The organism is Mycobacterium sp. NGS17 (assembly GCF_059813205.1).
Window position 1 is genome coordinate 200035 of the sequence record NZ_JCALED010000006.1, and the last position, 23865, is coordinate 223899.

General features: G+C 66.4%; 20 protein-coding genes. 4 read left to right on the plus strand and 16 right to left on the minus strand.

Features of this window, described 5'->3' with window-relative positions; all coding sequences use genetic code 11:
- Positions 1 to 8 precede the first annotated feature (8 nt).
- The gene (locus AC5Y7E_RS15370; RefSeq protein WP_499949639.1) at positions 9 to 848 is read left to right on the plus strand and encodes an SDR family NAD(P)-dependent oxidoreductase; all 840 of its coding nucleotides are present in this window, start codon (positions 9 to 11) and stop codon (positions 846 to 848) included.
- A 33-nt stretch (positions 849 to 881) separates the two neighbouring features.
- On the opposite strand, the gene AC5Y7E_RS15375 is transcribed toward AC5Y7E_RS15370, so the two are convergent.
- The 8 genes from AC5Y7E_RS15375 to AC5Y7E_RS15410 all read right to left on the minus strand — a co-directional run bounded on the left by AC5Y7E_RS15375 (position 882) and on the right by AC5Y7E_RS15410 (position 9987).
- On the minus strand, positions 882 to 3320 hold the full coding sequence (locus AC5Y7E_RS15375; RefSeq protein ID WP_499949640.1) for a CaiB/BaiF CoA transferase family protein: 2439 nt from the start codon (positions 3318 to 3320) through the stop codon (positions 882 to 884).
- A 2-nt stretch (positions 3321 to 3322) separates the two neighbouring features.
- A complete protein-coding gene (locus tag AC5Y7E_RS15380; RefSeq protein ID WP_499949641.1) occupies positions 3323 to 4450 on the minus strand; it encodes a M24 family metallopeptidase in 1128 nt (375 codons plus the stop codon).
- On the minus strand, positions 4440 to 5678 hold the full coding sequence (locus tag AC5Y7E_RS15385) for a M24 family metallopeptidase (RefSeq protein WP_499949642.1): 1239 nt from the start codon (positions 5676 to 5678) through the stop codon (positions 4440 to 4442). The genes AC5Y7E_RS15380 and AC5Y7E_RS15385 overlap by 11 nt, the downstream gene beginning before the upstream one ends.
- Complete coding sequence (locus AC5Y7E_RS15390; protein ID WP_499949766.1) at positions 5679 to 6740, minus strand: amidohydrolase family protein; 1062 nt, start codon at positions 6738 to 6740, stop codon at positions 5679 to 5681.
- Between the two features lie 153 nt (positions 6741 to 6893).
- Positions 6894 to 8138 (minus strand): cytochrome P450, encoded by a 1245-nt coding sequence (locus tag AC5Y7E_RS15395; protein ID WP_499918761.1) that lies wholly within the window; start codon positions 8136 to 8138, stop codon positions 6894 to 6896.
- 1 nt (position 8139) lies between these two features.
- Positions 8140 to 8334 (minus strand): ferredoxin, encoded by a 195-nt coding sequence (locus AC5Y7E_RS15400; protein ID WP_499918762.1) that lies wholly within the window; start codon positions 8332 to 8334, stop codon positions 8140 to 8142.
- 11 nt (positions 8335 to 8345) lie between these two features.
- On the minus strand, positions 8346 to 9011 hold the full coding sequence (locus AC5Y7E_RS15405; protein WP_499918764.1) for a TetR/AcrR family transcriptional regulator: 666 nt from the start codon (positions 9009 to 9011) through the stop codon (positions 8346 to 8348).
- Between the two features lie 169 nt (positions 9012 to 9180).
- Positions 9181 to 9987, minus strand: a complete 807-nt coding sequence (locus AC5Y7E_RS15410) for an SDR family NAD(P)-dependent oxidoreductase (protein WP_499918765.1) — start codon at positions 9985 to 9987, stop codon at positions 9181 to 9183.
- Positions 9988 to 10115: 128 nt separating this feature from the next.
- Between AC5Y7E_RS15410 and AC5Y7E_RS15415 the strand changes: the two genes are divergently transcribed.
- The 3 genes from AC5Y7E_RS15415 (at position 10116) to AC5Y7E_RS15425 (ending at position 14504) form a co-directional block, all read left to right on the plus strand.
- Entirely contained in the window at positions 10116 to 12899 is a 2784-nt protein-coding gene (locus tag AC5Y7E_RS15415) for an ATP-binding protein (RefSeq protein ID WP_499949644.1), read from the plus strand.
- A 96-nt stretch (positions 12900 to 12995) separates the two neighbouring features.
- Positions 12996 to 13760 (plus strand): SDR family oxidoreductase, encoded by a 765-nt coding sequence (locus AC5Y7E_RS15420; RefSeq protein WP_499949645.1) that lies wholly within the window; start codon positions 12996 to 12998, stop codon positions 13758 to 13760.
- A gap of 21 nt (positions 13761 to 13781) precedes the next feature.
- On the plus strand, positions 13782 to 14504 hold the full coding sequence (locus AC5Y7E_RS15425; RefSeq protein ID WP_499918768.1) for an SDR family NAD(P)-dependent oxidoreductase: 723 nt from the start codon (positions 13782 to 13784) through the stop codon (positions 14502 to 14504).
- A gap of 164 nt (positions 14505 to 14668) precedes the next feature.
- Here AC5Y7E_RS15425 and AC5Y7E_RS15430 read toward each other — a convergent pair whose 3' ends face one another.
- From AC5Y7E_RS15430 to AC5Y7E_RS15465, 8 genes are read right to left on the minus strand one after another with little or no spacing between them, the layout of a single operon-like run.
- Positions 14669 to 15487, minus strand: a complete 819-nt coding sequence (locus tag AC5Y7E_RS15430) for an alpha/beta fold hydrolase (RefSeq protein WP_499949646.1) — start codon at positions 15485 to 15487, stop codon at positions 14669 to 14671.
- The gene (locus AC5Y7E_RS15435) at positions 15484 to 16473 is read right to left on the minus strand and encodes a cyclase family protein (protein ID WP_499949648.1); all 990 of its coding nucleotides are present in this window, start codon (positions 16471 to 16473) and stop codon (positions 15484 to 15486) included. Before AC5Y7E_RS15435 ends, AC5Y7E_RS15430 begins: the two co-directional genes overlap by 4 nt.
- On the minus strand, positions 16461 to 17288 hold the full coding sequence (locus AC5Y7E_RS15440) for a coniferyl-alcohol dehydrogenase (RefSeq protein ID WP_499949649.1): 828 nt from the start codon (positions 17286 to 17288) through the stop codon (positions 16461 to 16463). Before AC5Y7E_RS15440 ends, AC5Y7E_RS15435 begins: the two co-directional genes overlap by 13 nt.
- A gap of 41 nt (positions 17289 to 17329) precedes the next feature.
- Positions 17330 to 18631, minus strand: a complete 1302-nt coding sequence (locus tag AC5Y7E_RS15445; protein ID WP_499949650.1) for an LLM class flavin-dependent oxidoreductase — start codon at positions 18629 to 18631, stop codon at positions 17330 to 17332.
- 2 nt (positions 18632 to 18633) lie between these two features.
- On the minus strand, positions 18634 to 20361 hold the full coding sequence (locus AC5Y7E_RS15450) for an FAD-binding protein (protein ID WP_499949768.1): 1728 nt from the start codon (positions 20359 to 20361) through the stop codon (positions 18634 to 18636).
- An 8-nt stretch (positions 20362 to 20369) separates the two neighbouring features.
- On the minus strand, positions 20370 to 21287 hold the full coding sequence (locus AC5Y7E_RS15455; protein WP_499949651.1) for a 3-carboxyethylcatechol 2,3-dioxygenase: 918 nt from the start codon (positions 21285 to 21287) through the stop codon (positions 20370 to 20372).
- A complete protein-coding gene (locus AC5Y7E_RS15460) occupies positions 21235 to 22956 on the minus strand; it encodes a bifunctional 3-(3-hydroxy-phenyl)propionate/3-hydroxycinnamic acid hydroxylase (RefSeq protein WP_499919041.1) in 1722 nt (573 codons plus the stop codon). Before AC5Y7E_RS15460 ends, AC5Y7E_RS15455 begins: the two co-directional genes overlap by 53 nt.
- Positions 22956 to 23819, minus strand: a complete 864-nt coding sequence (locus AC5Y7E_RS15465) for an alpha/beta fold hydrolase (protein ID WP_499949653.1) — start codon at positions 23817 to 23819, stop codon at positions 22956 to 22958. The genes AC5Y7E_RS15460 and AC5Y7E_RS15465 overlap by 1 nt, the downstream gene beginning before the upstream one ends.
- Positions 23820 to 23865: the final 46 nt, after the last annotated feature.

Consider the following 23865-nt stretch of genomic DNA (forward strand, 5'->3'; position numbering starts at 1 on the left):
CGGAATCCATGGACGATTTCGAGGGACGCGGGGCAGTCATCACCGGCGGTGCGAGCGGCATCGGTTTGGCCACCGCCACCGAATTCGCCCGGCGCGGCGCCCGCCTGGTGCTGGCCGACGTCGACCAGGCCGCGCTGGAACGGGCCGTGGCACACCTGAGCGGCGAGGGCTTCGATGCGCACGGAGTGACGTGCGACGTGCGCCACCTCGATCAGATGGTTCATCTGGCCGAGGAGTCCTTCCGCCTGCTGGGTCAGGTCGATGTCGTGTTCAGTAACGCCGGCATCGTCGTCGCGGGTCCACTCGCGGCGATGACGCACGAGGACTGGCGCTGGGTGATCGACATCGATCTGTGGGGTTCCATCCATGCCGTCGAGGCGTTCGTGCCGAAGCTGATCGAGCAGGGCAGGGGCGGGCACATCGCCTTCACCGCTTCCTTCGCCGGATTGGTGCCCAACACCGGTCTCGGGGCGTACGGCGTTGCCAAGTATGGGGTCGTCGGTCTGGCCGAGACCCTGGCCCGCGAAGTCAAGGACAACGGCATCGGTGTATCCGTGCTCTGCCCGATGGTCATCGAAACCGGGTTGGTCGCGAACTCGGAACGAATTCGCAGCGCCGATGACGGGCTCGCGTCAGCGCCCGACCTGACGAGTGGGTTCGGACAGCTCCCGCCGACGCAGGATGACACCGTGTCGGTCGATGGCGTCGCGCGCCTCACGGCCGACGCGATTCTGGCCAACCGCTTGTACATCCTGCCGCACGAGGCGGCCCGGGCGTCGGTCAGACGCAGGTTTGAGCGCATCGATCGCACCTTCGACGACCAGGCCGCCGAAGGATGGAAACACTAACCGGATGTTCGATTGGTCGATCACCATGGCCGCTCAGCTACTTGCGCGCGTGGCCGGTGCGCGGCCGATCACACCGTCGGATTCCAGGCGGGCGATGTCGCAGTCGGACAAGCCCAGCCCGGACAGCATCTCGTGGTTGTGCTCCCCCAGCAGCGGCGCATGCTCGGTGTGAAACCTGTGGGGCCCGGCGGAGAACCTCGCCGGCACGGTGCTGAGCCTGGCCGGCCCGTTGACCGGGTGGTCGACCTCTTCGAAGAAATCCCGGAACGCCAACTGCTCCAGCTCAGTTTGACGGTGCGGTTGCATGACTTTGGCCACCGGGACGCCGGCGTCCCAGAGAGTCTCGACGATCTCGTCGCGGCTGCGGTGCGCGCACCAGGCGGCGAGTCGCTCATCGATGAAGTCGTGGTGCGTGCGCCGGCCGGCATCGGTCGAAAGCCCGGGATCTGTTGCCCAGGAGGGTGATCCGAGGGCCCGGCACAAACCGTCCCACTGGTCGTCGGTGGCCACCGCGATCGCGACCCAGCAATCGAGCCGGCCGAATTCGTCGATGTCAGCGCTGAGGTAAAGGTTCTGCGGCGCGGCGGTCGGGCCCCGATTGCCGGCACGCTCCAACACCGCCCCGTATGCCGAGTACTCGACGACCTGCTCGGCGGAGATGCTGAGGGCGGCGTCGACCATCGCCGCCTCGACGAACACGCCTTCGCCGGTGCGGCGCCGGTGCTCCAGCGCGAGCAGTATCGCGTTGAGCGCGTGCATGCCGGCGCATGCGTCACCGATCGAATAGGGGTCATACGGTGTGCGATCCGGGTAGCCGGTAAGCCAACTCACGCCGGACGCTGATTCGATGGCGTAGGCGAACGCCGGGTTGTCGCGCCACGGGCCGCCGAGTCCGAATCCGGGCATCCGCACCAGCGCCGTGTCCGGCCGAATCGATTGCACGGTGGTGAAATCCAACCCGATCTGGTCCAGCACCCGCGGCGTGAAATTCTCCACGATCACATCGCAGGTCGCGATGAGCTCATGCAGCAATTCGCGACCGCGCGGACTCTGCAGGTCGAGCGTCAGCCCTTTCTTGTTCGTGTTGAGGGCCTCGAAGATCGGCGACTTCTCCCACCACTGATCGTCGGTGATCGGGATGCCGGCGATCATCCGTGTGCCATCGGGACGGCGGGTGGATTCGACGTGGATGACCTCGGCACCCAGCAAGGCCAGAGCGTGGGTACAGCAGGGTCCCGCCCAGAAGGTCGTCATGTCCAGGACCCGAAGTCCGCTGAGGGGATGCGCTTTCGCCACACCGGCAGGCGCGGGTCGCGCCGGCAGGGCCGCGGCGCGGTAGAACTCGGTGTGCTCCCCCAGCCGCGGCGCGGGCTGCGGCGGGCGCAGCTGCGCGGGCCGCAGCCGATACGGGTGGCTGGGCTGCTGGAACCCGTCGCGTGGATTTCGCACGAACGAGCCGCGCTCCACGAACTGATCGAAGGACGTGACGTTGGCGCCGTTGGCGACCGGCGCGTTGGGAATGCGGAATGCCGACGCCAGTTCGCGGATTTCGTCGACCGGGGTGGCGGCCAGCCAGGAGAAGATCTCATCGGCGTGGATGTTGGCCTGCTCGGTGATGGACAGCGGCGATTCCTCGTCGATCCATTCCGGATGGCCCACCATCGCACACAGGTCGAACCATTGTTGCGCGGTCCCGCAGCCGAGGTTCACCAGGCCGTCCTTGGCCTGAGCCACTCCCGGAATCGTCGGCCGTCGCGTGTCTCGCCACGGCCGGCCGAGCACCTCGAAGTAGGTGACCGGGTAATAGGTGAGGCCGAGGATCTGTGTCTCCAGCATCGAGAGGTCGACCAATTCCCCTGCGCCGCCGCTGATCCGGCGCCAGCGGGACGCCAAGGTGGCCGCACTTGCGTAGACACCGGCCAGGTATTCGCCGGCCTGACCGCCGATGAAGACGGGCGCGCGCTCCTGCTCGCCGCGGCCGAGCCCGACGATGCCTCCCGACCACGCCTGCAGGGTGAACTCGGTCGCCGGGCGGTCTCGCCAGGGGCCTTCCAGTCCGAACGGTGTGATCGCGGTGACGGTGAGGTGCGGGTGGCGTCCCTGGATGGCGTGCGGCGTGAAGTGCGGCTGCTCGGCCACTTTCGAGCCGGCCGACCACACCACCGCGTCAGCGGAAGCCAGCAGCCGGTCCACCAGCTCGGTATCGTCGCCGCTGGTGGGGTCGGCCACGACACTGTGTTTTGCCCCGGCCAGGAAGCTGAACAAGGCGCCGTCACCGCCGAGCGGGATGGTGGCGCCCGAAGCCGACCACCTGCGCAACGGATCACCCTCTGGCGGTTCGACTTTCACGACGTCGGCGCCGCCGTCGGCGAGCAGCTTGGTGCAGTAGGCGCCGGCTATCCCGGTGGACAGGTCGACGACGCTGTAGCCGCGCAGCGGCGCTTCGGCCGTCGGCACCGAGGACTCGGGCACGGTTAGGGCCGCCAGAACGGGCTCGCGGTAAGCACTTCGGGGCCGTCGGCGGTGATCAGGACCGCTTCACGCCCGAATACCGCGCCGACTCCTTCTTCCCACACGTAGCCCGTCACGGCCAGCACCATTCCCCGCTCCAGGCGTTCTGCGGCCGCGGTGGTGGGCAGGTGCTTGGAAACGACGGGTGGGTCGAACCCCATGCCCAGGCCGCGGGCCACCGGCATCGGCGGCTCGGGCTCACCCGCGCTCCGGTAAGCGGCGAGCAACTCGTCCGCGTGAGTGCCGGGATGGCAGGCTGCGATCAGCTTGCCCCACAGTCGATCCCACCGCGTGTGCAGTGCTGCCGCACCGCTGGGCGCACGCCGGTTGTCGGCGGGCCAGGTCCGGCCCACTTCGCCGACGTAGCCTCCCGCCAGCACTCCGGCGGAGAACGCCACCAGATCGCCGTCCTGGATACGACCGTCGCCGTGAGCGCGCCGCCAGGGGTGCTTGCGCGATGTCACCCATGCGACGTCCTGGTTCGACGGCGTGCTGACACCGCCGGCCGCGGCGGCCTCCAGCAAGACGCCGGCCAGCGCCTGCTCGGTGACCCCCGGCCGCAGTTCGGAAACCGCCGCCGCGAGCGCCGACTCGGCCACCGCGACTGAGTCCCGCAGCGCGGCGATCTCCTCGTCCGTCTTGATGCGCCGCGCGGCCCGCATGGCCAGCTCGCCGTCGACCAGCTGCGCGTCGGGGAACACGGTCGGCAGGAGTTGGGCGAAAACCGGTGACAACGCATCGGTTCCGACGCGTCGTGCGGTCGCCGCGCCGTCGATCCGCTGCAAGGCCGCCATCGTGTTCATCGGGTTCCACGAGATGCCGTAGAGGTTCTCGTGGGGAATGTCTTCGGGGACGCCCTCATCCCACGTGCTCAGCAGGTGCACGGCGCCGGTCTCGCGCACCAGCACGCAGGTCGGGCCGAACGGCCGGGTGCCGGCCACCCACAGTTGCGGAGCCCCGGTGACGTAGCGGACATTGGCTTGCCGGCCGAGGACCAGTACGTCGAGATCGTGTGCCGCCATCTGGGCCAGCGCCCGCTGGCGGCGCCCGGAGCGCAGCGTGCGCTCGTCGGGCAGGACTTCAGTTGCCATAGGGGTCGTAGGGGTAGTCGGTCAAACGGATCCAGCCTTCCTCGGTGATCACCAGGACCTCTTCGCTGCGGTAGCCGCCGGTGCCGTCCTCCCATACGACGGGCTCGAGAACCAGCACCATTCCGGATTGCAGGACGAAATTCTCGTCGAACTCCTGCCCGAGATCGGTTCCGATCATCGGCATTTCGGCGGCGTTCACGCCGATTCCGTGGCCGAGGTAGAAGTGCGGCAGCCACGGCTTGGTGCCGCCGTTGGCCGTGATGGCGGCCCGGCCCAGATCCGCCGCGGTGGCACCGGCCTTGGCGACGCCCAGAACCGCACTCATGATCTCGAACCATTTGTCGAACTGCGCCTGCTGGCGCCGGGACGGATCCCGCCCGACGATCCAGGTGCGCCCGAAGTCGGAGCAGTAGCCCTGATACGTGATGCTGACGTCGGTCCACAGCACATCGCCTTCGGCCAGCTCACGCTCGGTGGTCAGGAGCGGCAGCGCCAAATCGCCGTGCGTGGTCCACACGCCCTCGGCCTTGCTCGGCGGCATCACCTGCCAGATCGGCTCGAGCATGCTGGCTGTGGCACCCAGTTCGAAGGCGCGGCGCAAAAAGCTTGCCGACAAATCGATCTGGCGGATGCCGGGCGCCAGGCGTTTCTGCACCTCGACCATCGCCTCGTCGGTGATCCGGATTGCGCTGCGCATGCACGACAATTCGTCGGGCGTTTTCACCGACTTGGCGGCGCTGACGATGGCCGCGGCGTCAACGGGTGCACCGCCGGGGAACAGGAGCTTTGTGGCGCGCGACATGGCACCGGTGCACTCGTCGACCGCCGTGACCGCTTTGGCCGGAATGAGCTCGGCCAGCTGGCGCGCGAAATGCTCGACACCCTCGTCGAATTCGAGGTAGACGGGCCCATGCAGGTGATCGGCCGGCAAATCCGCTTCCTGCGAGGCTCCCTCCCGGAAGGGCAGGAACAGATGCGGCCATTCGTCGTCGGCGAGCACCACGGCCACCGGCCGTTCGACGTAGGACAATCCGGCGTCGCCGAGTGGCCAGCTGGCGCCGGTGGCATAGACCACCGCGTTGTTGCCCAGCAGGATCATCGCGTCGACACCGCGCTCGGTCATCGCCGAACGCAACCGGGCCCCCGTCTCGCGGCGCAGGCGAGCCAGGTCGGCGGTTTCGGGTATCACCAGCGTCGTGTTGGTGTCCAGTTGCGCGAACGTCGTCACTTACAGACCCAGGAACTTCGTGACGTTGCCGCTGACGATCTTCACCGCGTCGTCCGGACCCACCGCCTCAACGACGGCTTTCAGCGATTTCTCGGAATAGCCGTACGTGCTTTCGTTGTGCGGGTAGTCGCTGGACCACATCACCTTGTCCACCCCGATTTGGTCGATCAGCTGCAGGCCCAGCGGGTCGACCATGAACGACGCGCTCATATGCGTGTCCCAGTAATAGCGCGGGTCGCGCTCGAGGGTCCGGTTGAACATGTGTTGGTACGACCCCATCAGGTGGTCGGCATCCTGCAACGCCCAAGGCACCCAGGCAATCCCGCCCTCGAACCAGCCGATTCGCAGCCCGGGATGATCATCGAGGATTCCGGTGAAGAGGTACTTGGCGAACTGCTCACGGAAGCCGTCGATGTTGATCATCATGCCGACCACCACGCTGTTGAACTGGCACGGGGTTTTCGGCGGCGTCTCCCCGATGTGGTGGGTCACCGGCAGACCGGCGGCCTCGATCTCGTCCCAGACCGGCTTCATGGCGGTGCTGCCATAGTCGATGATGTTGCCGTCGTCATCCTTGCCAGGATTGAGCGGCAGCAGGAAAGTCTTGAGCCCCAACGACTTCAGCTCGTCCAGCGTCTTGCGGGTGCCCTGCGGGTCCCACCAGTTGATCAGCCCGGCGCCGTAGAAGTGGCCGTTCGAGCGCTCCTGAAGCTCGGCCATGTACTCGTTGTAGATGCGGAAGGCCAGCTCGCGAAGCTGCTTGTCCGGATAGTGAAACAGCGCCAGCACCGCGTTGGGGAACGCCAGTTCCTTCTCGACGCCGTCGTCGTGCAGCTCTTGAATCCGGGCCTCGATGTTGGTGCTCGCGGCACCGGGCAGATCGTCGTACTGCATGAGCACGGCGCTGAAATCGCCCGGCAGGAAGGACTGGCCCTTGCGACCGACCTGGTAGGCGCCCTCCTCGTACCAGATCCGCGGCGCCTTGTCCTTCAGCTCGTCCGGAAAGCGTTGATAGAAGATGTCATCCGCCAGCGAGATGTGGTTGTCCGCCGAGAAGACCACCGTCCCCCGCGGCAGACCGACATCGGCGCCCGCGGCGTGGCCACGCCGATCCTTCGGAGCGCCATAACCTCCGGGCGGGTAAAGCGTGCTTGCTTGAGTCGTCATCATTGACCCTCCGTTCGGATCCGCAATTTGGATAGGCAGCGAGCTGGGCTACCAGGTCACCGGCAATTCGTAGACGCCGTAGGCGAGTCGGTCGTCCTTGAACGGCACCTCCTCGATCGGAATGGCAAGTTGCAGAGTGGGTATGCGCCGGGCCAGGGTGTGGAACACGATCTGCAGTTCGGCGCGGGCAAGCTGCTGCCCTACGCACTGGTGCCGGCCATAGCCGAACGCGACGTTGCGGTCGGCGCCCGAGCGATGCAGGTACAGCCGGTCCGGCTCGGCGAACGCGTCCGAATCCCAATTGGCCGGGGCCAGATCGATGATGATGCCCTCGCCGGCACGGATCGTCTCGCCGGCGATGTGAATGTCGTCGAGCGCGACGCGGCGCTGGCCGTTCTGAATGATGCTGAGATAACGCAGCAGCTCTTCCACCGCACTGGCGATGACCTTCGGATCTTCCGCATCGCGAATGATGGCCAGCTGGTCGGGATTTTCCAGCAGGGCGAGCACACCGAGGCCGATCATGTTGGAGGTGGTCTCGTGCCCGGCGATCAGCAGGCCGGTGCCGAGTTGCGCGGCCTCTTTCACGCTGAGCTCTCCGGCCTTGACCCGCTCGGCGAGGTCGGAAACCGCGTCCTCGGCCGGCTTCTCCATCTTGGCTTCGACCAGCTGAGCGAGGTATTTGTTGAGATTCATCGCGCCTTTGACGGTGTCCGCGCCGGTGGCATAACGCGCGAGACCGACGTTGGCGTGGTGCTGAAACATATCGGCGTCTTCGTACGGAACACCCAACAGCTGGCTGATCACCAGCGAGGGCACCGGCAGCGCCAGCGCGGTGACGATGTCAGCGGGCTGCGGCCCGGCGAGGATCGCGTCGATATGGTCGTCGGTGATCTGCTGGATGGTCGGGCGCAGGTTTTCGACGCGCTTGAACGTGAAGGGTTTTGACAGCATGCGCCGGAACCGGGTGTGCTCCTCACCGTCGGCGGTGAACACCGACCGCGGGCGCTTGTGCACCGTCGACAGCATGCCTTCGTTCCAGTGCGGGAATCCGGGCTGCCGGTCGTCGACGCTGACCCGGGAGTCCGAAAACAGTTCGCGCACTTGCTCGTAGCCGGTGATGAGCCACGGTGTGCTGCCGTCCCAGATCCGGACCCTGGACAGCGGCCTGGCCTCGGCCAGTGCCATGACGTCCGGTGGCGGCGCGAACGGGCAGCGCGGCTCCCTGGCCATCGGGTAGTCCGGGATGTCGGAGGTCTGCGCTGTTGCCGTGCTCGCCAGTGTGTCTGACATGTCATTCCTCGATGTGGATGGCGAGCGCGGGGCAGGCAGCCGCCGCCCGCCGCGCGCCTTCGGACTGTTCGGGAGTTGGGTTTGGGTTGAGGAGGACGACGACGCCGTCGTCATCGCGCTGATCGAACACGTCGGGCGCATTCATCACGCAGTTCCCCGAAGAGGCGCAAACGTCTTGGTCGACAGTCACTTTCATCGGCGAGTCCTTCACTCGTACGCCGTCACCGGCGCCAGCCACAGGCCGACGATCGCGTCGATGAGCCCGGATGCCGCAGCCCGCCATGGACGATGGGACGTCATCGCGCCCGTGGCGAAGGCGCGTTCACGATCGGCGCAGGTGTGCATCAACAGGTTTCGGGCCATGATGTTGCGTTCGAAGTGCACATCGGCGGGCAAGTTGGGCAGGCAGCGGTTGAAGCCGTCGACGACCTGCACCAGCGACGGCGAGCTGAGCGCGCCTTTGACGACGATGTTGTAGTAGGCCGGATCGGTCATGGCCTGGGCGGCGAAGCGCGCGTACCACGTCGGGTTTCCCAGCTGCTCAAGGTGATCGGTGAGTGGGCGCACCAAACACGCCACCCAGGAGCGCAATTCGCCGGACCCACCCGAGGCCAGCAGGTCGGACACCATCCGCTCGCGGAGCTCCTCGACGGGTCCGCGGTGCTTTTGCTCGATCGCCCGCACCAGGTCGGCTTTGGTGCCGAAGTGGTAACCGACGGCGGCATTGTTGCCCTGGCCGGCGGCCTCGCTGACCTGCCGGTTGGACACCGCGAACATGCCATGCTCCGCGTACAGGCGCTCGGCCGCCACCAGGATCGCCTCCTGGGTGGAACTGGCCCGATCGGTGCGAACGGTCCGGCCTGCGGTGGTCATTGGATCAGTCAACCTCCTGCTAGGGTTTAAGTCAAGCGATTGATTTAAATGCTGCGCGTACAGGGGTTGACGTGCCGCCGGCCCACCGCCGCGCCTGGGCGACCGTGACCGCAGTGTCACGCTGGAGCCCGACCGTGACCGCACCGTCACGCTCGCGCCGTCGGCGATGTCACCCGTGCTTCTTGGAACGGATCGGCTTGCCCGCCACGGTCCCACCGTCGACTGGAAGCACCGTCCCGGTGACATAGCGCGAGCGGTCGGTGGCGAAGTACAGCGCCGCTTCGGCGACGTCATCGGGAGTGCCCTCGCGCTTCAGCGGCCGGTCCTCCCGCATCGTCTCGCGGATTCGCGCCTCGAACTGCTTCAGCTGCTCGGGGTCCATGCCGGTCCCCGACTTCCCCAAGATCGGCGTCGGTATGTTGCCGGGTGCGATGGCGTTGACGCGAATCTCGTGGTGGGCCAACTCAATCGCGGCGGCCTTGGTGAATTGAATGACGGCCGCTTTGGACGCGCGATAGATCATGACGCCGCCGCCGGCCTGGATGCCGCCGATCGAGGTGATGTTGATGATCGACCCGCCCCCGTGTTCTGCCATGTGCCGCGCGGCATCTCGGGTTCCTGCCATCACGCCCAGCACGTTGACCCCCATCACGCGGTGGAAATCGCTGAGGTCGTCGTCCAGCAACTTGCGCAGCGGGCTGGAAATCCCGGCATTGTTCACCATGACGTGCAGGCCGCCGAACTTCTCGACGGCACCGGATACCAGCGCTCGCACCTGTTCGGGGTCGGAGACGTCGGTCCGGCAAAAGACGGCGTTGTCACCGAGCGAGGTCGCCAGCGCCTCGCCGCGATCGGTCTCGACGTCGGCGATGACGACCTGTGCGCCCTCGGCCACAAACCGCTCCGCGAGACCGCGGCCGATGCCGGAGGCCGCGCCGGTGACGATGGCGACCCTGCCGTCCAATTCGTTAGCCACACGACGAGTTAATCGGCGCATGCCGCGTTAAGTCAAGCAATTGATTTAACGGGGGCGCCGCTCACCGCGGTGATGACACCCGCGCCCCGGTAAGGTCGAACGCAAATCTTCTTCCAGCGGTGGTACGGGTGAAAGTTCGACAGGCATCGCCTCTGCGCGGTCGACGTGCGGAATGCGCGGCCCTCGATCGGCTGGTATCGGGCGCCCGCTCGGGCCGGGGCCAGGTCTTGGTGCTGCGCGGCGAGGCCGGCATCGGCAAGACGGCCCTGCTGGACTTTGCGGCCGAGAACGCCGCGGGCTGCCTCACCGCGCGGGTGGCGGGGGTCGAATCAGAGATGGAACTCCCCTTCGCTGCCCTGCAGCAAGTCTGTCTGCCGCTGCTGGAGTGTCTCGATCGGCTACCGCCGCCGCAGCGGGGTGCGCTGGATGTCGCCTTTGGACGAAGCACTGGGCCGGCGCCGGACCGCTTCCTGGTCGGGTTGGCGATGCTGAGCCTGATCGACGCAGCGAGCGAGGTCAGGCCCCTGATCTTCCTCGTCGACGACGCCCAGTGGATTGACCGAATCTCGGCCCAGACGTTGGCCTTTGTTGCTCGCCGCCTAATCGCAGAGCCCGTGGCGATGGTGTTCGCAGTGCGTGACGGCTGCGCCGATGAGTTGGCCGGCCTTCCCGAATTGACTGTGCGTGGCCTCAATCCGCGCGACGCTCGCGCATTGTTGAACTCGGTCATCCTCGGCCGGCTGGACGACCAGGTGCTCGATCGCTTCGTGGCGGAAACGCGGGGAAATCCGCTGGCGCTGTTGGAGTTGCCCCGTGGCCTGACAGCGGCGGACCTGGCGGGAGGCTTCCAGCGCCCAGACGTCCAGCCGTTGGCGGGACAGATCGAGCACCTTTTCATCCAACGCATCCGGTCATTGCCCGAAGAGTCCCAGCGGCTTTTGGTCACCGCGGCAGCGGAACCGGTTGGCGATGCGGCGCTATTGTTGTGCGCCGCAGAACATTTGGGTCTTCCACTGGGTGCGGCGGAAGCCGCCGAGTCCGCGGGACTGATCGACATCGGGACGCGAGTGCGATTCCGGCACCCGCTGGTGCGGTCGGCGGCATACCGCACGGCGGACCTGATGGAGCGCCGCCGGGTGCATCAAGCCCTCGCCGAGGCAACGGATTCCGACGCCGATCCCGACCGACGCGCATGGCATTTGGCGATCTCAGCGCCAGGACCCGACGAGTCCGTCGCTGCCGCGCTCGAGCGCTCCGCCGATCGCGCACACGCCCGGGGCGGTGCCGCCGCTGCGGCCGCCTTCTTGGAACGGGCGACCCAGCTGACCGCCGACCCGGCCCGCCGGGAAACACGGGCGTTGGCCGCGGCTCAGGCCATGCGCGACGTTGCGGCTTTCGACGCCGCGGACGAACTGCTGACCATCGCCGAGAACGCGTCGCTGAACGAACTCGGGCGGGCCCGAAGCGCCAGGCTGCGCGCGCAAATGATTTTCGCTCGACGCCGGAACGGAGATGCCGATGCGCCTACGGTTTCCGATGCCGCCGTCGGTCTCCTCGATGCCGCCCGCCGGCTGGAAACACTCGACGACGCACAATCTCGGGAGACGTATTTGGACGCGCTGGGGGCGGCGATGTTCGGCGGCCGGCTGTGCCCGCACGGCGGTATTCACCTGGTCGCTGAAGCCGCCCGCGCGGCCCCACCCGCGCCGAAGCCCGAACGGGCGGTCGATCTCCTCCTCGATGGCATCGCACTGCGAGCCACAGCCGGTCTCGTCCCGAGCCTGGCACCGCTGCGGCGTGCACTGACACTCATCGATGCCGAAGCCGAGCGTGGCGACGACGTCATGCACTGGTTCTGGCGAGCCTTCCCGATCGTTCAGGAATCCAGCGTCCACGAAACATGGGACGACGAAGTGTGGCACCGGCTTGCCACGCACGCCGTCCGTCTCGCACGTGATGCGGGCGCGCTCGCGGTGTTACCGCACGCGCTGGCCTACCGCGCCGGCGTACACCTACAGGCTGGAGAGTTCGCGTCGGCTTCGGCGCTGATCGACGAAGCCAGCGCCATCAGCGCCGCGACCGGCTATGCCCCAGTGAAGTACCAATCGGTGCTGCTGGCCGCCTGGCGCGGCGTCGACGCGGAGGCGCACAAGCTGATCGACACCGCCGCCGCCGACGGAATGGCAAGGGGTGAAGGACGAATCGTCGGTTTGGCGGGCTACACAAAAGCCTTGCTGTACAACGGCCTCGGCCGCTACGACGACGCGTTCGATTCCGCGCGGCAGGCATGCGAACACGAAGATCTCGGTTTGTTCGGCTGGTGTCTCATCGAACTCATCGAAGCCGGCGCTCGAAGCGGCGAGCACGAAGCGGCGAACGATGCCCTGCGCCAACTGGAAGAGCGCGCGACAGCCAGCGGAACAGACTGGGCTGCAGGCATTTTAGCCCGATCGCGAGCGCTGCTGGTCCACGACCGCAAGGCCGAGAACTTCTACCGAGAGGCGATCGAAAAGCTCGAACGCACCCGCATCACGGTGCAACTGGCCCGTGCCCATCTGATCTATGGAGAGTGGCTGCGCCGCTGCAATCGACGCATCGATGCCCGCACACAGCTGCAGACTGCCCACGAGATGTTCGGACGGATGGGCGCCGAGGCGTTCGCCGCGCGGGCGCGCCGCGAACTGTTGGTTACGGGCCAGAAGGTGAGTAAGCGACCCGCCGCCCCGGGCGACGAGTTGACGCCCCAGGAGGCGCAGATCGCGCGCCTGGCCGGGGAGGGCCTGACCAATCCCGAGATCGCCGCTCAGTTGTTCATCAGCGCGCACACCGTCGAATGGCATCTGCGGAAGGTGTTTGCCAAGCTCGGCATCACCTCGCGCAGACAGCTCCGGGGTTGCGACTTGGCCCCCTGAGCCGATAAGACTACGGACTTTCCAGGGTTCCGGGCGGCCTCGTTCAGCGCCATGCTGAATACACCAGTTCATCGGGAAATTCGGAAAGGCGTGATCATGAAGGTTCTGGTAATCGGCGGTAGCGGACTCATCGGGTCGCAGGTAGTCACCCAGCTCGACGAACTGGGACACGAGGCGGTTGCGGCCTCGCCGAGCTCCGGGGTCAACACCATTACCGGCGAAGGTCTCGCCGAGGCCGTCGCCGATGTCCACACCGTGGTCGACGTGTCCAACTCCCCGTCCTGGGCCGACGAGGACGTCTTGAACTTCTTCACGACCTCAACCCGGAACCTCCTCGAGGCCGAGCGCGCGGCCGGTGTGCACCACCACGTTGCATTGTCGATCGTGGGAGCCGACCGAGCGGCGGCAAGTGGCTACATGCGCGCCAAGGTGGCCCAAGAGAAGCTGATCACCGAATCCGGCGCTCCCTACACGATCGTGCGGGCTACTCAGTTCTTCGAATTCGTTGAGGGCATTGCCGATTCGCTGGCCGAGGGCGACACGGTGCGCGCCCCGCATGGCGCATTCCAGCCGATCGCCGCCGCAGATGTCGCCACGGCTGTCACTCGCGCCTCGGTCGGAGATCCGGCCGGACTGATCAATATCGCCGGTCCAGAGAAGCAAGGCATGGACGACTTCATCCGGACCCGCTTTGCCGCAACCGGCGACACCCGCCAGGTGGTAACCGACCCGAATGCCCAGTATTACGGCGCCGTGCTCGACGAGCGCATGATCGTTCCCATCGAGGGCGAAGAAGTGACGATCTACTCCACTCGATTCGGTGACTGGCTGACAGCCCAGGTGCCCAGCAACGCCAAGTAGGCGTCCGCGGGGTCGACTTCGATGGAGCTGATGGATCAGACCGCCGTGATCACCGGCGGAACAGCGGGAATCGGACTGGAATCCGCGCGACTGCTCGCAAGCGAAGGCGCCACCGTCATCATCGCCGGCCGCCACCGGACCAAAGGTGACCAAGCCGTGGAAGCCATCGGTACGAACGCACGGTTCGTCCAAACCGACATGGCCGACGCCGAATCGGTGAATTCGCTTGTACGGCGGTGCGGCGAGGTCGACATCATCGTCAACAACGCCGGCAGCTTCCCGTCCGCATACACGGTCGACCAGGACATGGCGATGTTTGAGACGATGTTCGACACCAATGTCCGCGGCGCCTACTTTCTGGTCGCCGGCCTGATCCCGGGAATGTTGGCACGACGCCGTGGGAGCATCGTCAACGTCACCAGCATGGCGGCGTTCAAGGGGATCCCCGGCGCATCGGGCTACAGCGCCTCCAAGGCCGCGCTGGAGTCGCTCACCCGCACCTGGGCCGCCGAATTCGGGGCGGCCGGGGTGCGGGTCAACAGCGTGGCGCCCGGCCCCACCCGCACAATCGGGGTGGCCGCCGCATGGGGCGACGTGAACGAGGAACTCGGAAGGGCGTTGCCGCTCGGCCGCACCGCGTTCGCGTCCGAGATCGCGGAGGCCATCCTCTTTCTCAGCTCCCCACGGGCCAGCTTCATCACCGGCTCTACCCTCCACGTCGACGGCGGCGGTGCGGCCGTTTGATTCCGCCTACCCGAGATAGCCTCGCGCTCAACCGCATTGACATGATCGCGGGGCAATGCCCGAATGCCGGGCGACTCGCGATACTCGGATGGGCTAGCGCGGGCGGTTGAGCTCCGCCTCGCAATCAAAGCACGTGAGCCAATGACGAGGAACACCAATGACCTTCAGACGGCGCCCAAGAAATCCATCAGCAGCTGGTTGACCACCGAAGGCTGCTCGATCTGGGGACAGTGGCCGGCCTTGTCGACCACGACCGAACGGGCCCCGTCGATCTGTTTGGCGATCTCGGCGGCCCAGCCGGCCGGAAGGAGCTTGTCCTCTGCACCCTCGAGGACAAGCGTTGGCACGCAGATGCATTCGTAGGCTCGTGTGGTCGACGGCGCCGCGGACGGCGTGGCGCCGGGGCGGCGAAACCTGGCCGCCGCCACGGCCTCCCATGCCCCCGGCGCTGTGCTCGATTCGTGGCGGCGGCGCACGTAGCCGTCGTCGGCGGGATAGCCGGAGTCGAAGAACAGCGCCTCGACGATGCGGCGCATGCCAGGCACCGTTGCGTCATAGTTCTGCAGCGCCTCGAAATGCTCGTTCTGCTGTATCTCCCCGCCGCCGCAGATAAGCACCAAGCTGTGCACCGGCAGTAATCGTGTGCCCGACGTGGCGTCGGTGAGCAGATTGATGGCGCCCATCGAATTGCCGACGAAGTGCGCAGAGTCGACGCCGAGCAGTTCGCAAAAGCGCGCCACATGCCGAATCCGCATGCCACGACCGTCGACGAAGTCGATGACCTTGGCGGACTGCCCAAACCCCAGCTGGTCCGGCGCCAGCACCCGGTAACGGGCGGCAAGCGCTTCGATGTTGCGCTCCCACCCGAGCTCGGCGCCGGCCCCGAACTCACCGCCGTGCAGCAGCACCACCGGATCGCCTTCGCCGGCTTCCAGATAGCTGGTGGTCAGCCCGTCAACCGAGATGGTTCTTCGTTGCATCATTTGATCGCGATCGGGTTCACCGGTGAGCCCACTGCCCCAACGAATCTCAGCGGCGGTGCGATGAGCTGGAACTCGTAGACGCCGTCGGCTGCGCAGTCGGCTGCCAGAGCGGTCAAATCCCAGTATTCACCGAGCATCATGCCCATGTCCCGCAGCGTCAGCAGGTGGAAGGGCAAAAACACACCGTCGACCCCGGACACCGGGTCTTCGACTTGGAGGTTATCGGCAGCGACCGCGGCGATCTCGTGATCGTGCAGCCACTGCGCGCATCGCCAGTCCAGGCCCGAATACCGTTCGGTTTTGTTTCCGGTCTGCAGATACCTTGTCCACCAACCGGTTTTGATGAGCAGGATGTCACCCCGACCGATCGTCACATCCTGTGCGCGGACGACATCGTCCAATTCCTCGGGGGTGATGGGATTTCCGTGCTCCAGGAACACCTCCGCGCCCCGGTGGCGCACCAGGTCCAGCAGCACACCGCGGGAGGTGATGCCCTTACCGTCGACCTTCTCGATGCCGAGATGCCGTGCGCCGAGGCTGGTCACCGAACCGGCCGGGATACCGTTGTAGAGCTGGTCGTCGTAGTAGACGTGCGACAACGCGTCCCATTGGGTGGCCGCCTGCAACGGCATGATGATCATGTCGTCGTTGAACCGGAACAGGTTGTCGACGAAGTACGGGCCCATCTGCGCCGCCGTCGGGTTCCGTTCCCAATCCGGCCCGTACTGGGCCAGCGTGCTGGCGTCACCGCCGTCCACCGTCATGACGTGGACCGGGTTGTGCCGAAAACCGAAGGCGCCCTGCGGCCCCGACGAGCCGAAGTCCACGCCGAGGGGAAACACTTTGCCGTGCCGGACCAGGCTTGCGGCCTGGGCGATCTTGTCCGCGGTGATGAAGTTCAGTGTGCCGAGTTCGTCGTCATCACCCCAGCGGCCCCAGTTGCTGACGTCGCGGGCGGTCCGGCGAAAGTCGGTCACACTGGCCACTGGACACGCCCTTCCTCGAGTTCACGCGCGATTGCGGCGCCCACGTTTCCGCCGTCGACCCACACCACTTGGCCCGAAATATAGCTGGCGGCATTGCTATTCAGGAAGAGCAACACCGCGGCCTGCTCGGCGGGGCCCGAGACGCGGCCCAGCGGCTTGGGAATGTCGTCGAGGAAGCCCGGTCCGTACGCCGTACGCAGCTGGTCCAGGATCGGTGTCTCGGTGACCCCGGGGCCGGTGCAGTTGATGCGGATTCCCCGCTCGCCCAGCGGCGTGGCGCTGCGCATGGTGTACAGGATGATCGCTTCCTTGGACAGCTGATAGCCGGTGCCCAGCGCGTCGGGATGCTCACGGCACCAGTCGATACCCTCCTGCATCGTCGCCGTATTCAGCAGCGGCGCAACATCTCTCAGATGCTCCCGAAACGCGGCAGCGGCGAGAGAAGACACGCCGACAATGGAGGACCCCGCGACCATCTTCGGGATCAATGCCTCGGTGAGGTGACGCATCCCCAGGAAATTGATGGTCACCACGAGTGGCGGATCGCCGATCCCGGACGACACGCCGGCAACATTGAACAGCGCATCGACCCGACCCGTTACCCCGGCTACCGCCGCGTCGATCGATGTCCGATCTGCCAGGTCGACCTCATGGAATTCGTCGATCGCGAAGTCGGGTCGCCGTTTGTCGAGTCCGACGACTTCGGCCCCAAGCTCGGTGAGCTGCCGCACCACGTGTTCGCCGATGCCGGAAGCGCATCCCGTCACCACGGCACGGCGGCCGCCGTAGCGCCACAGCTCGTCGATCTCTCCCAAGGCTCGCCTCGAAATTCTCCCGGCTCAGATGCCGTCCGGCCCTACTTCTGCTGTTCCTTTGCGCGCTGCGCGGCCTGCACGCGGCCTTCGTTTATCTCCGCCATGGCTTCGGGGATCTCGCTGGCGGTGAACTTACCGCCGCGACCGGTCGGGAGTCCACCGAACGAGTAATCCTCGTCGAATTGCGGTGCGGTCGATTCCGGCCGGCGCGACTCCACCTTTTCGATGACGGGCTCCAGCCGCTTCGCCTTTTCCGCCACGGCCTTTGCGTCCCGCTCGATGAATTCGGGGAGCACCTCTTTGCCCATCAGCTCGATGGATTCCATGGTGCCCTCGTGGCTGCGTGGGTTGAGCAGCAAGATGATCTCGTCGACTCCGCTCTCCTCATAGCCGCGTAGGAACTCGCGCACCGTGGCCGGCGAGCCGATCGCACCCCGGCCCGGCCCGTACGCCAGCGTCGGATCCTTGTCCACCTCTTCGAGATAGCGCTGCCACACGCCGGTCCGTCCCGGCGTGTGCACGCCGGTCATGTAGTAGTGCATGATCCCGAACGAGAAGAATCCGCCGCCCTGCCCGAGGCGCTGCAGGGCCTGCTCATCGGTCTTGGCCACCATCATCGACAGGTCACCGCCGATCGCCAGGATGTTGGGGTTGATCCGGGGAGTGACCGGGACGCCGTTCTCTTCGAACTCCTTGTAGTAGCCGTTGACGCGCTCGGTGAGCGGTCCGGGACCGGTGTAGGCGAAACTGAGTGCGCCGATCGCCTTTTGGGCCGCCATCTGGACGCTGGCCGGCCGCGTGCAGGCGACCCAGACCGGCGGGTGCGGCTTCTGCAGCGGCTTGGGGACGACGTTGCGCGCCGGCATCTGGACGTGTTCGCCGTTGAAGCCGGTGAACGGCTCCTCGATCATGCACCGGATCGACACCTCGAGGGCCTCTTCCCACTGCGCCCGCTTGTCGGCGGGGTCGATGTTGAATCCGCCGAGTTCGCCGACCGACGACGATTCCCCGGTGCCGAATTCGACGCGGCCGTTGGAGAGCAGGTCGAGGGTGGCGATGCGCTCGGCCACCCGGGCGGGGTGATTGACGATCGGCGGCAGGTGCATGATCCCGAACCCCAGCCGAATGTTCTTGGTCCGCTGGCTGGCCGCCGCCAAGAAGATCTCCGGTGCCGTCGAGTGGCAGTACTCCTCGAGGAAGTGGTGCTCGGTCAACCACACGGTGGAGAAACCCGCTTTGTCCGCGGCCTCGACCTCGTTGAGACAGTCCTGCAGCAGGACGTGTTCGTCGTCGGGCGCCCAGGGTCGCGGCAGGGCGAATTCGTAGAACAGTGAGATTTTCATCGTTACCTCCTATGAGTATTAAGGGCACGCTTGGCTGCTTCGGCCGCAACGTGTTTCGCCGCGACATAGCCGAAAGTCATGGCCGGGCCGATGGTCGCGCCGGCACCGGCATAGCTACGGCCCATCACCGGGGCGGAGGTGTTACCCACCGCGTACAGGCCGGGCACCACGCCGCCGTCGGCCCGCAGCACGCGGGCGTGCTCGTCGGTCAGCAGGCCGCCCGAGGTCCCGAGGTCCCCGAGCACGATCCGGAAGGCGTAGTACGGCGGATCGCCAAGCGGATACAGGTTCGGGTTGGGCAAGGTGTGGTCGCCGTAGTAGTTGTCGTATACGCTGTCGCCGCGGTTGAAATCGTCGTCGTGGCCCCTGCGGGCGAGTTCGTTGAAGCGGCTGGCGGTTTCGGCAAGCTGGTCGGCGGGCACGCCGATCTTGGCCGCCATTTCGTCCCACGTCCTGGCCGCTTTGACGACGCCCGATTCCAGCCAGGCCGGCGGGATCCTGCGGCCGGTGGGAACCGGCGCTCCCGGAATCTTGGGTATCGGCAGGTGTCCTCCGACGACGTAGCGGTTGAACGATCTGTGGTCGGTGATCAGCCAGCACGGGATGTGGGTGACGCCGGATCGCTGGCCCTCGATCATGGCGTGACCGAAGTCCATGTAAGGAGCCGCCTCGTTGATGAAGCGCTTGCCCGCACCGTTGACGATGAACTGCGCCGGCATCATCCGTTCGTTGAGCATGAATTGCATACGGCCGTCCGGCCACTGGATCGCCGGGAACCACCAGGCCTCGTCGAGCAAATCCGTTGCGGCGCCCACCTTTTGGCCAGCGTGGATGCCGTCGCCCATGGCCGCGGGATTGCCGAAGCTCCAGTCCTGATCCACCTCGGGCAGGAGCTCCTTGCGCCAGGCGAGGTCGTGGTCGAATCCGCCGGACGCCAGGATGACGCCCCGTCGTGCGCCGATCCGCTGTGGCGTGCCCTCCCGTTCCACCACCGCACCGGTGACCGACCCGTCGGACTCGGTCAGCAGCTGGACCATCGGCGACTCCAGCCAGAGCGGAATGCCGCGTTCGCGCAGCGCCAGCCGGAGCCGAGCTGCCAGCGACTGCCCGATCGCGGCCATCCGCTCACCGAACACCCTCGCCCGGACCATTCGCCCAATCAGCTTCAGCAGCACTCCTTTACCCGTCCAGGACTGCCTGATCCGGTAGAACTGACGGAGCTCCTTGGGCCCCAACCAGATTCCCTTCGGCGCCAGGGCCAGGGGCTGCAACAGCTTCTGCTCGTCGGGGCCCAGCTTCCGCAGGTCGATGGGCGGCACGTTGATGGTGCTGCCCAGTTCCGAGCCGCCGGGAAGCTCCGGGTAGTAGTCGGCATAGCCGGGCTTCCACACGAATTCGAACCACCCGGACAGTTGCTCCAAGAACTGCAGCATCTGTGGTGCGGACTCGACGTACTGCCGCAGCCGCGCCTCGCTGACCAATCCGTCGGTGATCAATTTGAGATAACCCACAACGTCCTCGGGTGAGGGCACATAGCCCTCGCGCCGCTGTGCGGGGGCCCCGGGCACCCAGATGCCGCCGCCGGACAGGGCCGTGGAACCCCCGAAGTACGACGACTTTTCGATCACCAGCGTGTCGAGGCCGGCGGCGTGGGCCGTCAGCGCGGCCGTCATGCCGCCACCGCCGGACCCGACGATGAGCACGTCGACGACGTGATCGAAACCGTCCAGTGCGGACGTCACTTCGGAAGTGCCGTTCTGATGGCGAAACCGGCGATCAGTTCGGGCGCGGGTTGGTAGAACCGCCCGCTGATTTCGTACGGTCCCGCCGATTCCAGCGCCCCGAATGCCGCCACCCAGGTGCGGATCTCATGCGCGGAGCTGCCGCCCTCATGAGCGACGAACGAATTCGACCACCCATCCAATTCGGCGAGCCGCCCGCCGTCGATGATGTCCAGGAATCGGTGATCCCATGCGGGGTTGAGTGCCTGCAGGTCGCTCTCGCCCGCGGCGAAGCTTCTGGCCGCGTCGATGACGGCGGCTTGGCGGGCGTGCCGCTGTTCGGGCGTCATCGGGCGGCCGTGCACGATCCGCTCCAGCATGGGTGCGGGCGCGGTCGCCAGGTTCGGCACCGGCGGGCTGTGCGAGAGCCCGCCGGATCCCAGGATGAGCACTCGCTTGTCCAGGCTGACAAGGTAATTGCCGACGGCGGCGCCGAGCGCGCGGCAGCGATGCATCGGGCCCAGCGGCACGCCGATGGCGTTGACGAAGATCGGTATCACGGGACGCGATGTGGCGTCGCCGAAGAGCTTCTCCAGCGGCTGGATCGTGCCGTGATCTACATCCATGCTGGCCGACACCGCGATGTCGACGCCCGCGTCGAGGACCGCCTTCGCACACTCGGTCGCAAGCGTCTCCGGCACGTTCAGCGGACCGGCGTGGGTGCCGTAGTCGCCCACCCCATGGGCGCTGGTGCCAATGCAGAAGGGCGGCATCACCTTATAGAAGAAGCCGTTGTAGTGATCCGGTGAGAAGCTGACCACGAGTTCGGGGTCATACTCTTCGACGAAGCTTCGGGCTTCCGCGATTGCGCCCTCGATGTCGTCAAGCAGGTCCCGCGACGGCCCCGGAAGATTCAGGAGAGGGCTGTGCGACATACAGCACAGAGCCAGTGCCACTTTGTAGATCACCCCCTCGCGGCGTGAGTGTGAGTGCGTCAAGGAGCGCGGCACTCAGGTCGGGCGCGCGCTGAGCGATGCACGCACCCGCGATGCATCGGTCGGGGCGCAAAAACAGCACCGAGTCCGAGTGGGTGTCGAACCAGGACTTGAGGCCGCCGTGCCGATCACCGACGACCGCCACGTCGGGGTCGTCGTGTCCGGTCCAGTGCAGCTGCGTCGCCGGGCGCAGTGCAAAGAATCGGGCGCCCAGAGCTTTCCAGTTCGCGAATGCCACATCGCCGAGAATCTTGCGGGGGTTGTTGTTCCAGCACAGCACGGCAAACCACGAACCGAGCACGTCGTCGAGCAACACGTCCTGCTGGTCGCGGGTGTCGACGCGCGGCTGGACGAACAGCGTGCCCACCGGCGAATCGGTGCACCCTGGCGCGGCGTGCACGACGGCCCCCTGCTCGTAGCGCGGCATCGGCTTGAACCGCATTTCCAGCACATAACGCTTGAGCGACGGGACAATTGACGCCGACCGCACCAGCAGATCGCGCGCCGCCGCCACGCGGCGGTTGGTCGGCGAGATCACCCGGCCCACCATGGTGGACAGGTCGATCATCGCGCGGGCATGCTTGCGGCGTTCCACGTCATAGGTCTCCAGGAGCTTGTCGTCGGCGCGGCCGCTCACCACCGCGGCGAGCTTCCAGCCCAGGTTTGCCGCGTCGCGGATCCCGCTGTTGTACCCCTGCCCCTGCCAGACCGGCATCAGGTGGGCGGCATCGCCGGCGAGCAGCAGCCGGCCCTGGCGGAACGCACCGGCGATCCGCGAGTGGTGGGTGTACACCCGGCGCCGGATCACGTCGACCCGGTCGGGGTGGGGCACCATCCTGGCCAGCATCTGCGTCAGGAACGCGGGATCTTCGGCCTGCTCGTCCGTCTCATGGGCGTGAATCATGAACTCGAAGCGGCGAATTCCGTGAGCGATCGAGATCGAGGCATACGGGCGTTCGGGGTCGGCACCGACCTCGCTGTTCGGGTGCCCCAGCGGGTCGTTGGCGATGTCGACCACCAGCCACCGGGTCGGCGACGTCGTTCCGTCGAACGACACGCCCATCACCCGGCGTGTCATGCTGCGGCCGCCGTCGCACCCGACCACATAGCGCGCCCGCACGCGTGAGTCACCGTCGTTTTCGGCGCCGCCACCGAGCTCGACGGTCACCCCGTCGCGGCCCTCCCGGCATGCCGTCATCGGACGCCCCCACCACACCTGGACATGTTCGAATCGGTCCAGGCCGGTAAGCAATTCGGCGTCGACGAGCGGTTGGACGAAACCGTTTCGCTTCGGCCAGCCGAAACATGCGTCAGGAGGGGCCATTTCGGCGAGCACACGCCGCTTGGCGTCGACGAACCGCAGAATCTGATTTGGCACGGTATGCGGCAGCACCCGGTCGGCGAGTCCGATCGACTGGAAGGTCCGCAGCGCCTCGTCATCTAGGCCGACCCCGCGAGGGTAGTCGATCAGGGTGTCCCGCTCGTCCACCACCACCGTGCGAATGCCCTGCAGGCCAAGGATATTGGCGAGGGTCAAACCAACCGGGCCCGCGCCCACCACCAAGACGTCCGTCTCGATGTCAGCAAACTCCTGCCCCGGTGCGACCATCACCGGCCCAGCAGAAAGTCGAGATGCAACTGATTGAAGGTCTTGGCGTCCTCGTACTGCGGCCAATGGCCGCAACCGGGCATCACCTCGAAGCGCGCGCCCGGAATCATCGCCGCCATCCGGCGTCCTTCCGTGACGTCCGCGGTGGGGTCGTCACTGGTCCACAGCACCAGCGTCGGGGCGATGATCGACCCGTATTCGTCCGGCCCGAGGATGTTGCGTGCGCGAATCTCCGGATCCTGCAGCGCCATGATGTCGCTCATTGCGGAGACGAATCCCGGTTGCCGGTATACGCGTTGGCGGCTGGCGACCAGATCGTCGTAAGACTTGGACTTGTCGGCCATCAGCCATTTGATGCGCGCTTGCACCGTTTCCCAGGTTGGGTCCTCGGCGGCCGCCATGGACAGCGTGATGATCCGCTGCATCACCACGGGATCGGCCTGAGATCCGCCGGCGGTGTTGAGCACCAGTCGCTCGACGACATCCGGATGGTCGACCGCCGTGCGCGCGGCCACCCAGCCCCCGAGCGATTCGCCGCTGAGGTAGGCACGATTCGCACCGATGGTGCGCAGCACCGCCATCAGATGCTCGACGTAGTGGACGACTTCCAGCGGATGCCCCGGCTTGTCGGTGTACCCGTGACCAAGCATGTCGATCGACCACGTCCAGAAATGCTCGGCGTGCGCACCGAGGTTGCGTACGTAGGCTTCGGCGTGGCCGCCGGATCCGTGCAGCATCATCAACACGGGCTTGCCGGGATCGCCGGCGCGCAGGTAGCGGGTCCGTATTCCTCCCGCATCGAGGTAGCCCTGCTCAAACGCGACGCCCTGGAGATCGCTCCAGATGCTCTCGAACTCCGCCACGGTGCTGTCCGGCCTCCAGTTCGGGGGAAATCTCGTTCTCGTTTTC

Bases quoted from the DNA above. Each gene is read 5' to 3' on its own strand.
- AC5Y7E_RS15425 (WP_499918768.1), top strand. From the start codon at position 13,782: ATGGAGCTGATGGATCAGACCGCCGTGATCACCGGCGGAACAGCGGGA.
- AC5Y7E_RS15405 (WP_499918764.1), bottom strand. From the start codon at position 9,011: ATGACCACCGCAGGCCGGACCGTTCGCACCGATCGGGCCAGTTCCACC.
- AC5Y7E_RS15380 (WP_499949641.1), bottom strand. From the start codon at position 4,450: ATGGCAACTGAAGTCCTGCCCGACGAGCGCACGCTGCGCTCCGGGCGC.
- AC5Y7E_RS15445 (WP_499949650.1), bottom strand. From the start codon at position 18,631: ATGAAAATCTCACTGTTCTACGAATTCGCCCTGCCGCGACCCTGGGCG.
- AC5Y7E_RS15420 (WP_499949645.1), top strand. From the start codon at position 12,996: ATGAAGGTTCTGGTAATCGGCGGTAGCGGACTCATCGGGTCGCAGGTA.
- AC5Y7E_RS15460 (WP_499919041.1), bottom strand. From the start codon at position 22,956: ATGGTCGCACCGGGGCAGGAGTTTGCTGACATCGAGACGGACGTCTTG.
- AC5Y7E_RS15455 (WP_499949651.1), bottom strand. From the start codon at position 21,287: ATGTCGCACAGCCCTCTCCTGAATCTTCCGGGGCCGTCGCGGGACCTG.
- AC5Y7E_RS15400 (WP_499918762.1), bottom strand. From the start codon at position 8,334: ATGAAAGTGACTGTCGACCAAGACGTTTGCGCCTCTTCGGGGAACTGC.
- AC5Y7E_RS15430 (WP_499949646.1), bottom strand. From the start codon at position 15,487: ATGATGCAACGAAGAACCATCTCGGTTGACGGGCTGACCACCAGCTAT.
- AC5Y7E_RS15370 (WP_499949639.1), top strand. From the start codon at position 9: ATGGACGATTTCGAGGGACGCGGGGCAGTCATCACCGGCGGTGCGAGC.
- AC5Y7E_RS15395 (WP_499918761.1), bottom strand. From the start codon at position 8,138: ATGTCAGACACACTGGCGAGCACGGCAACAGCGCAGACCTCCGACATC.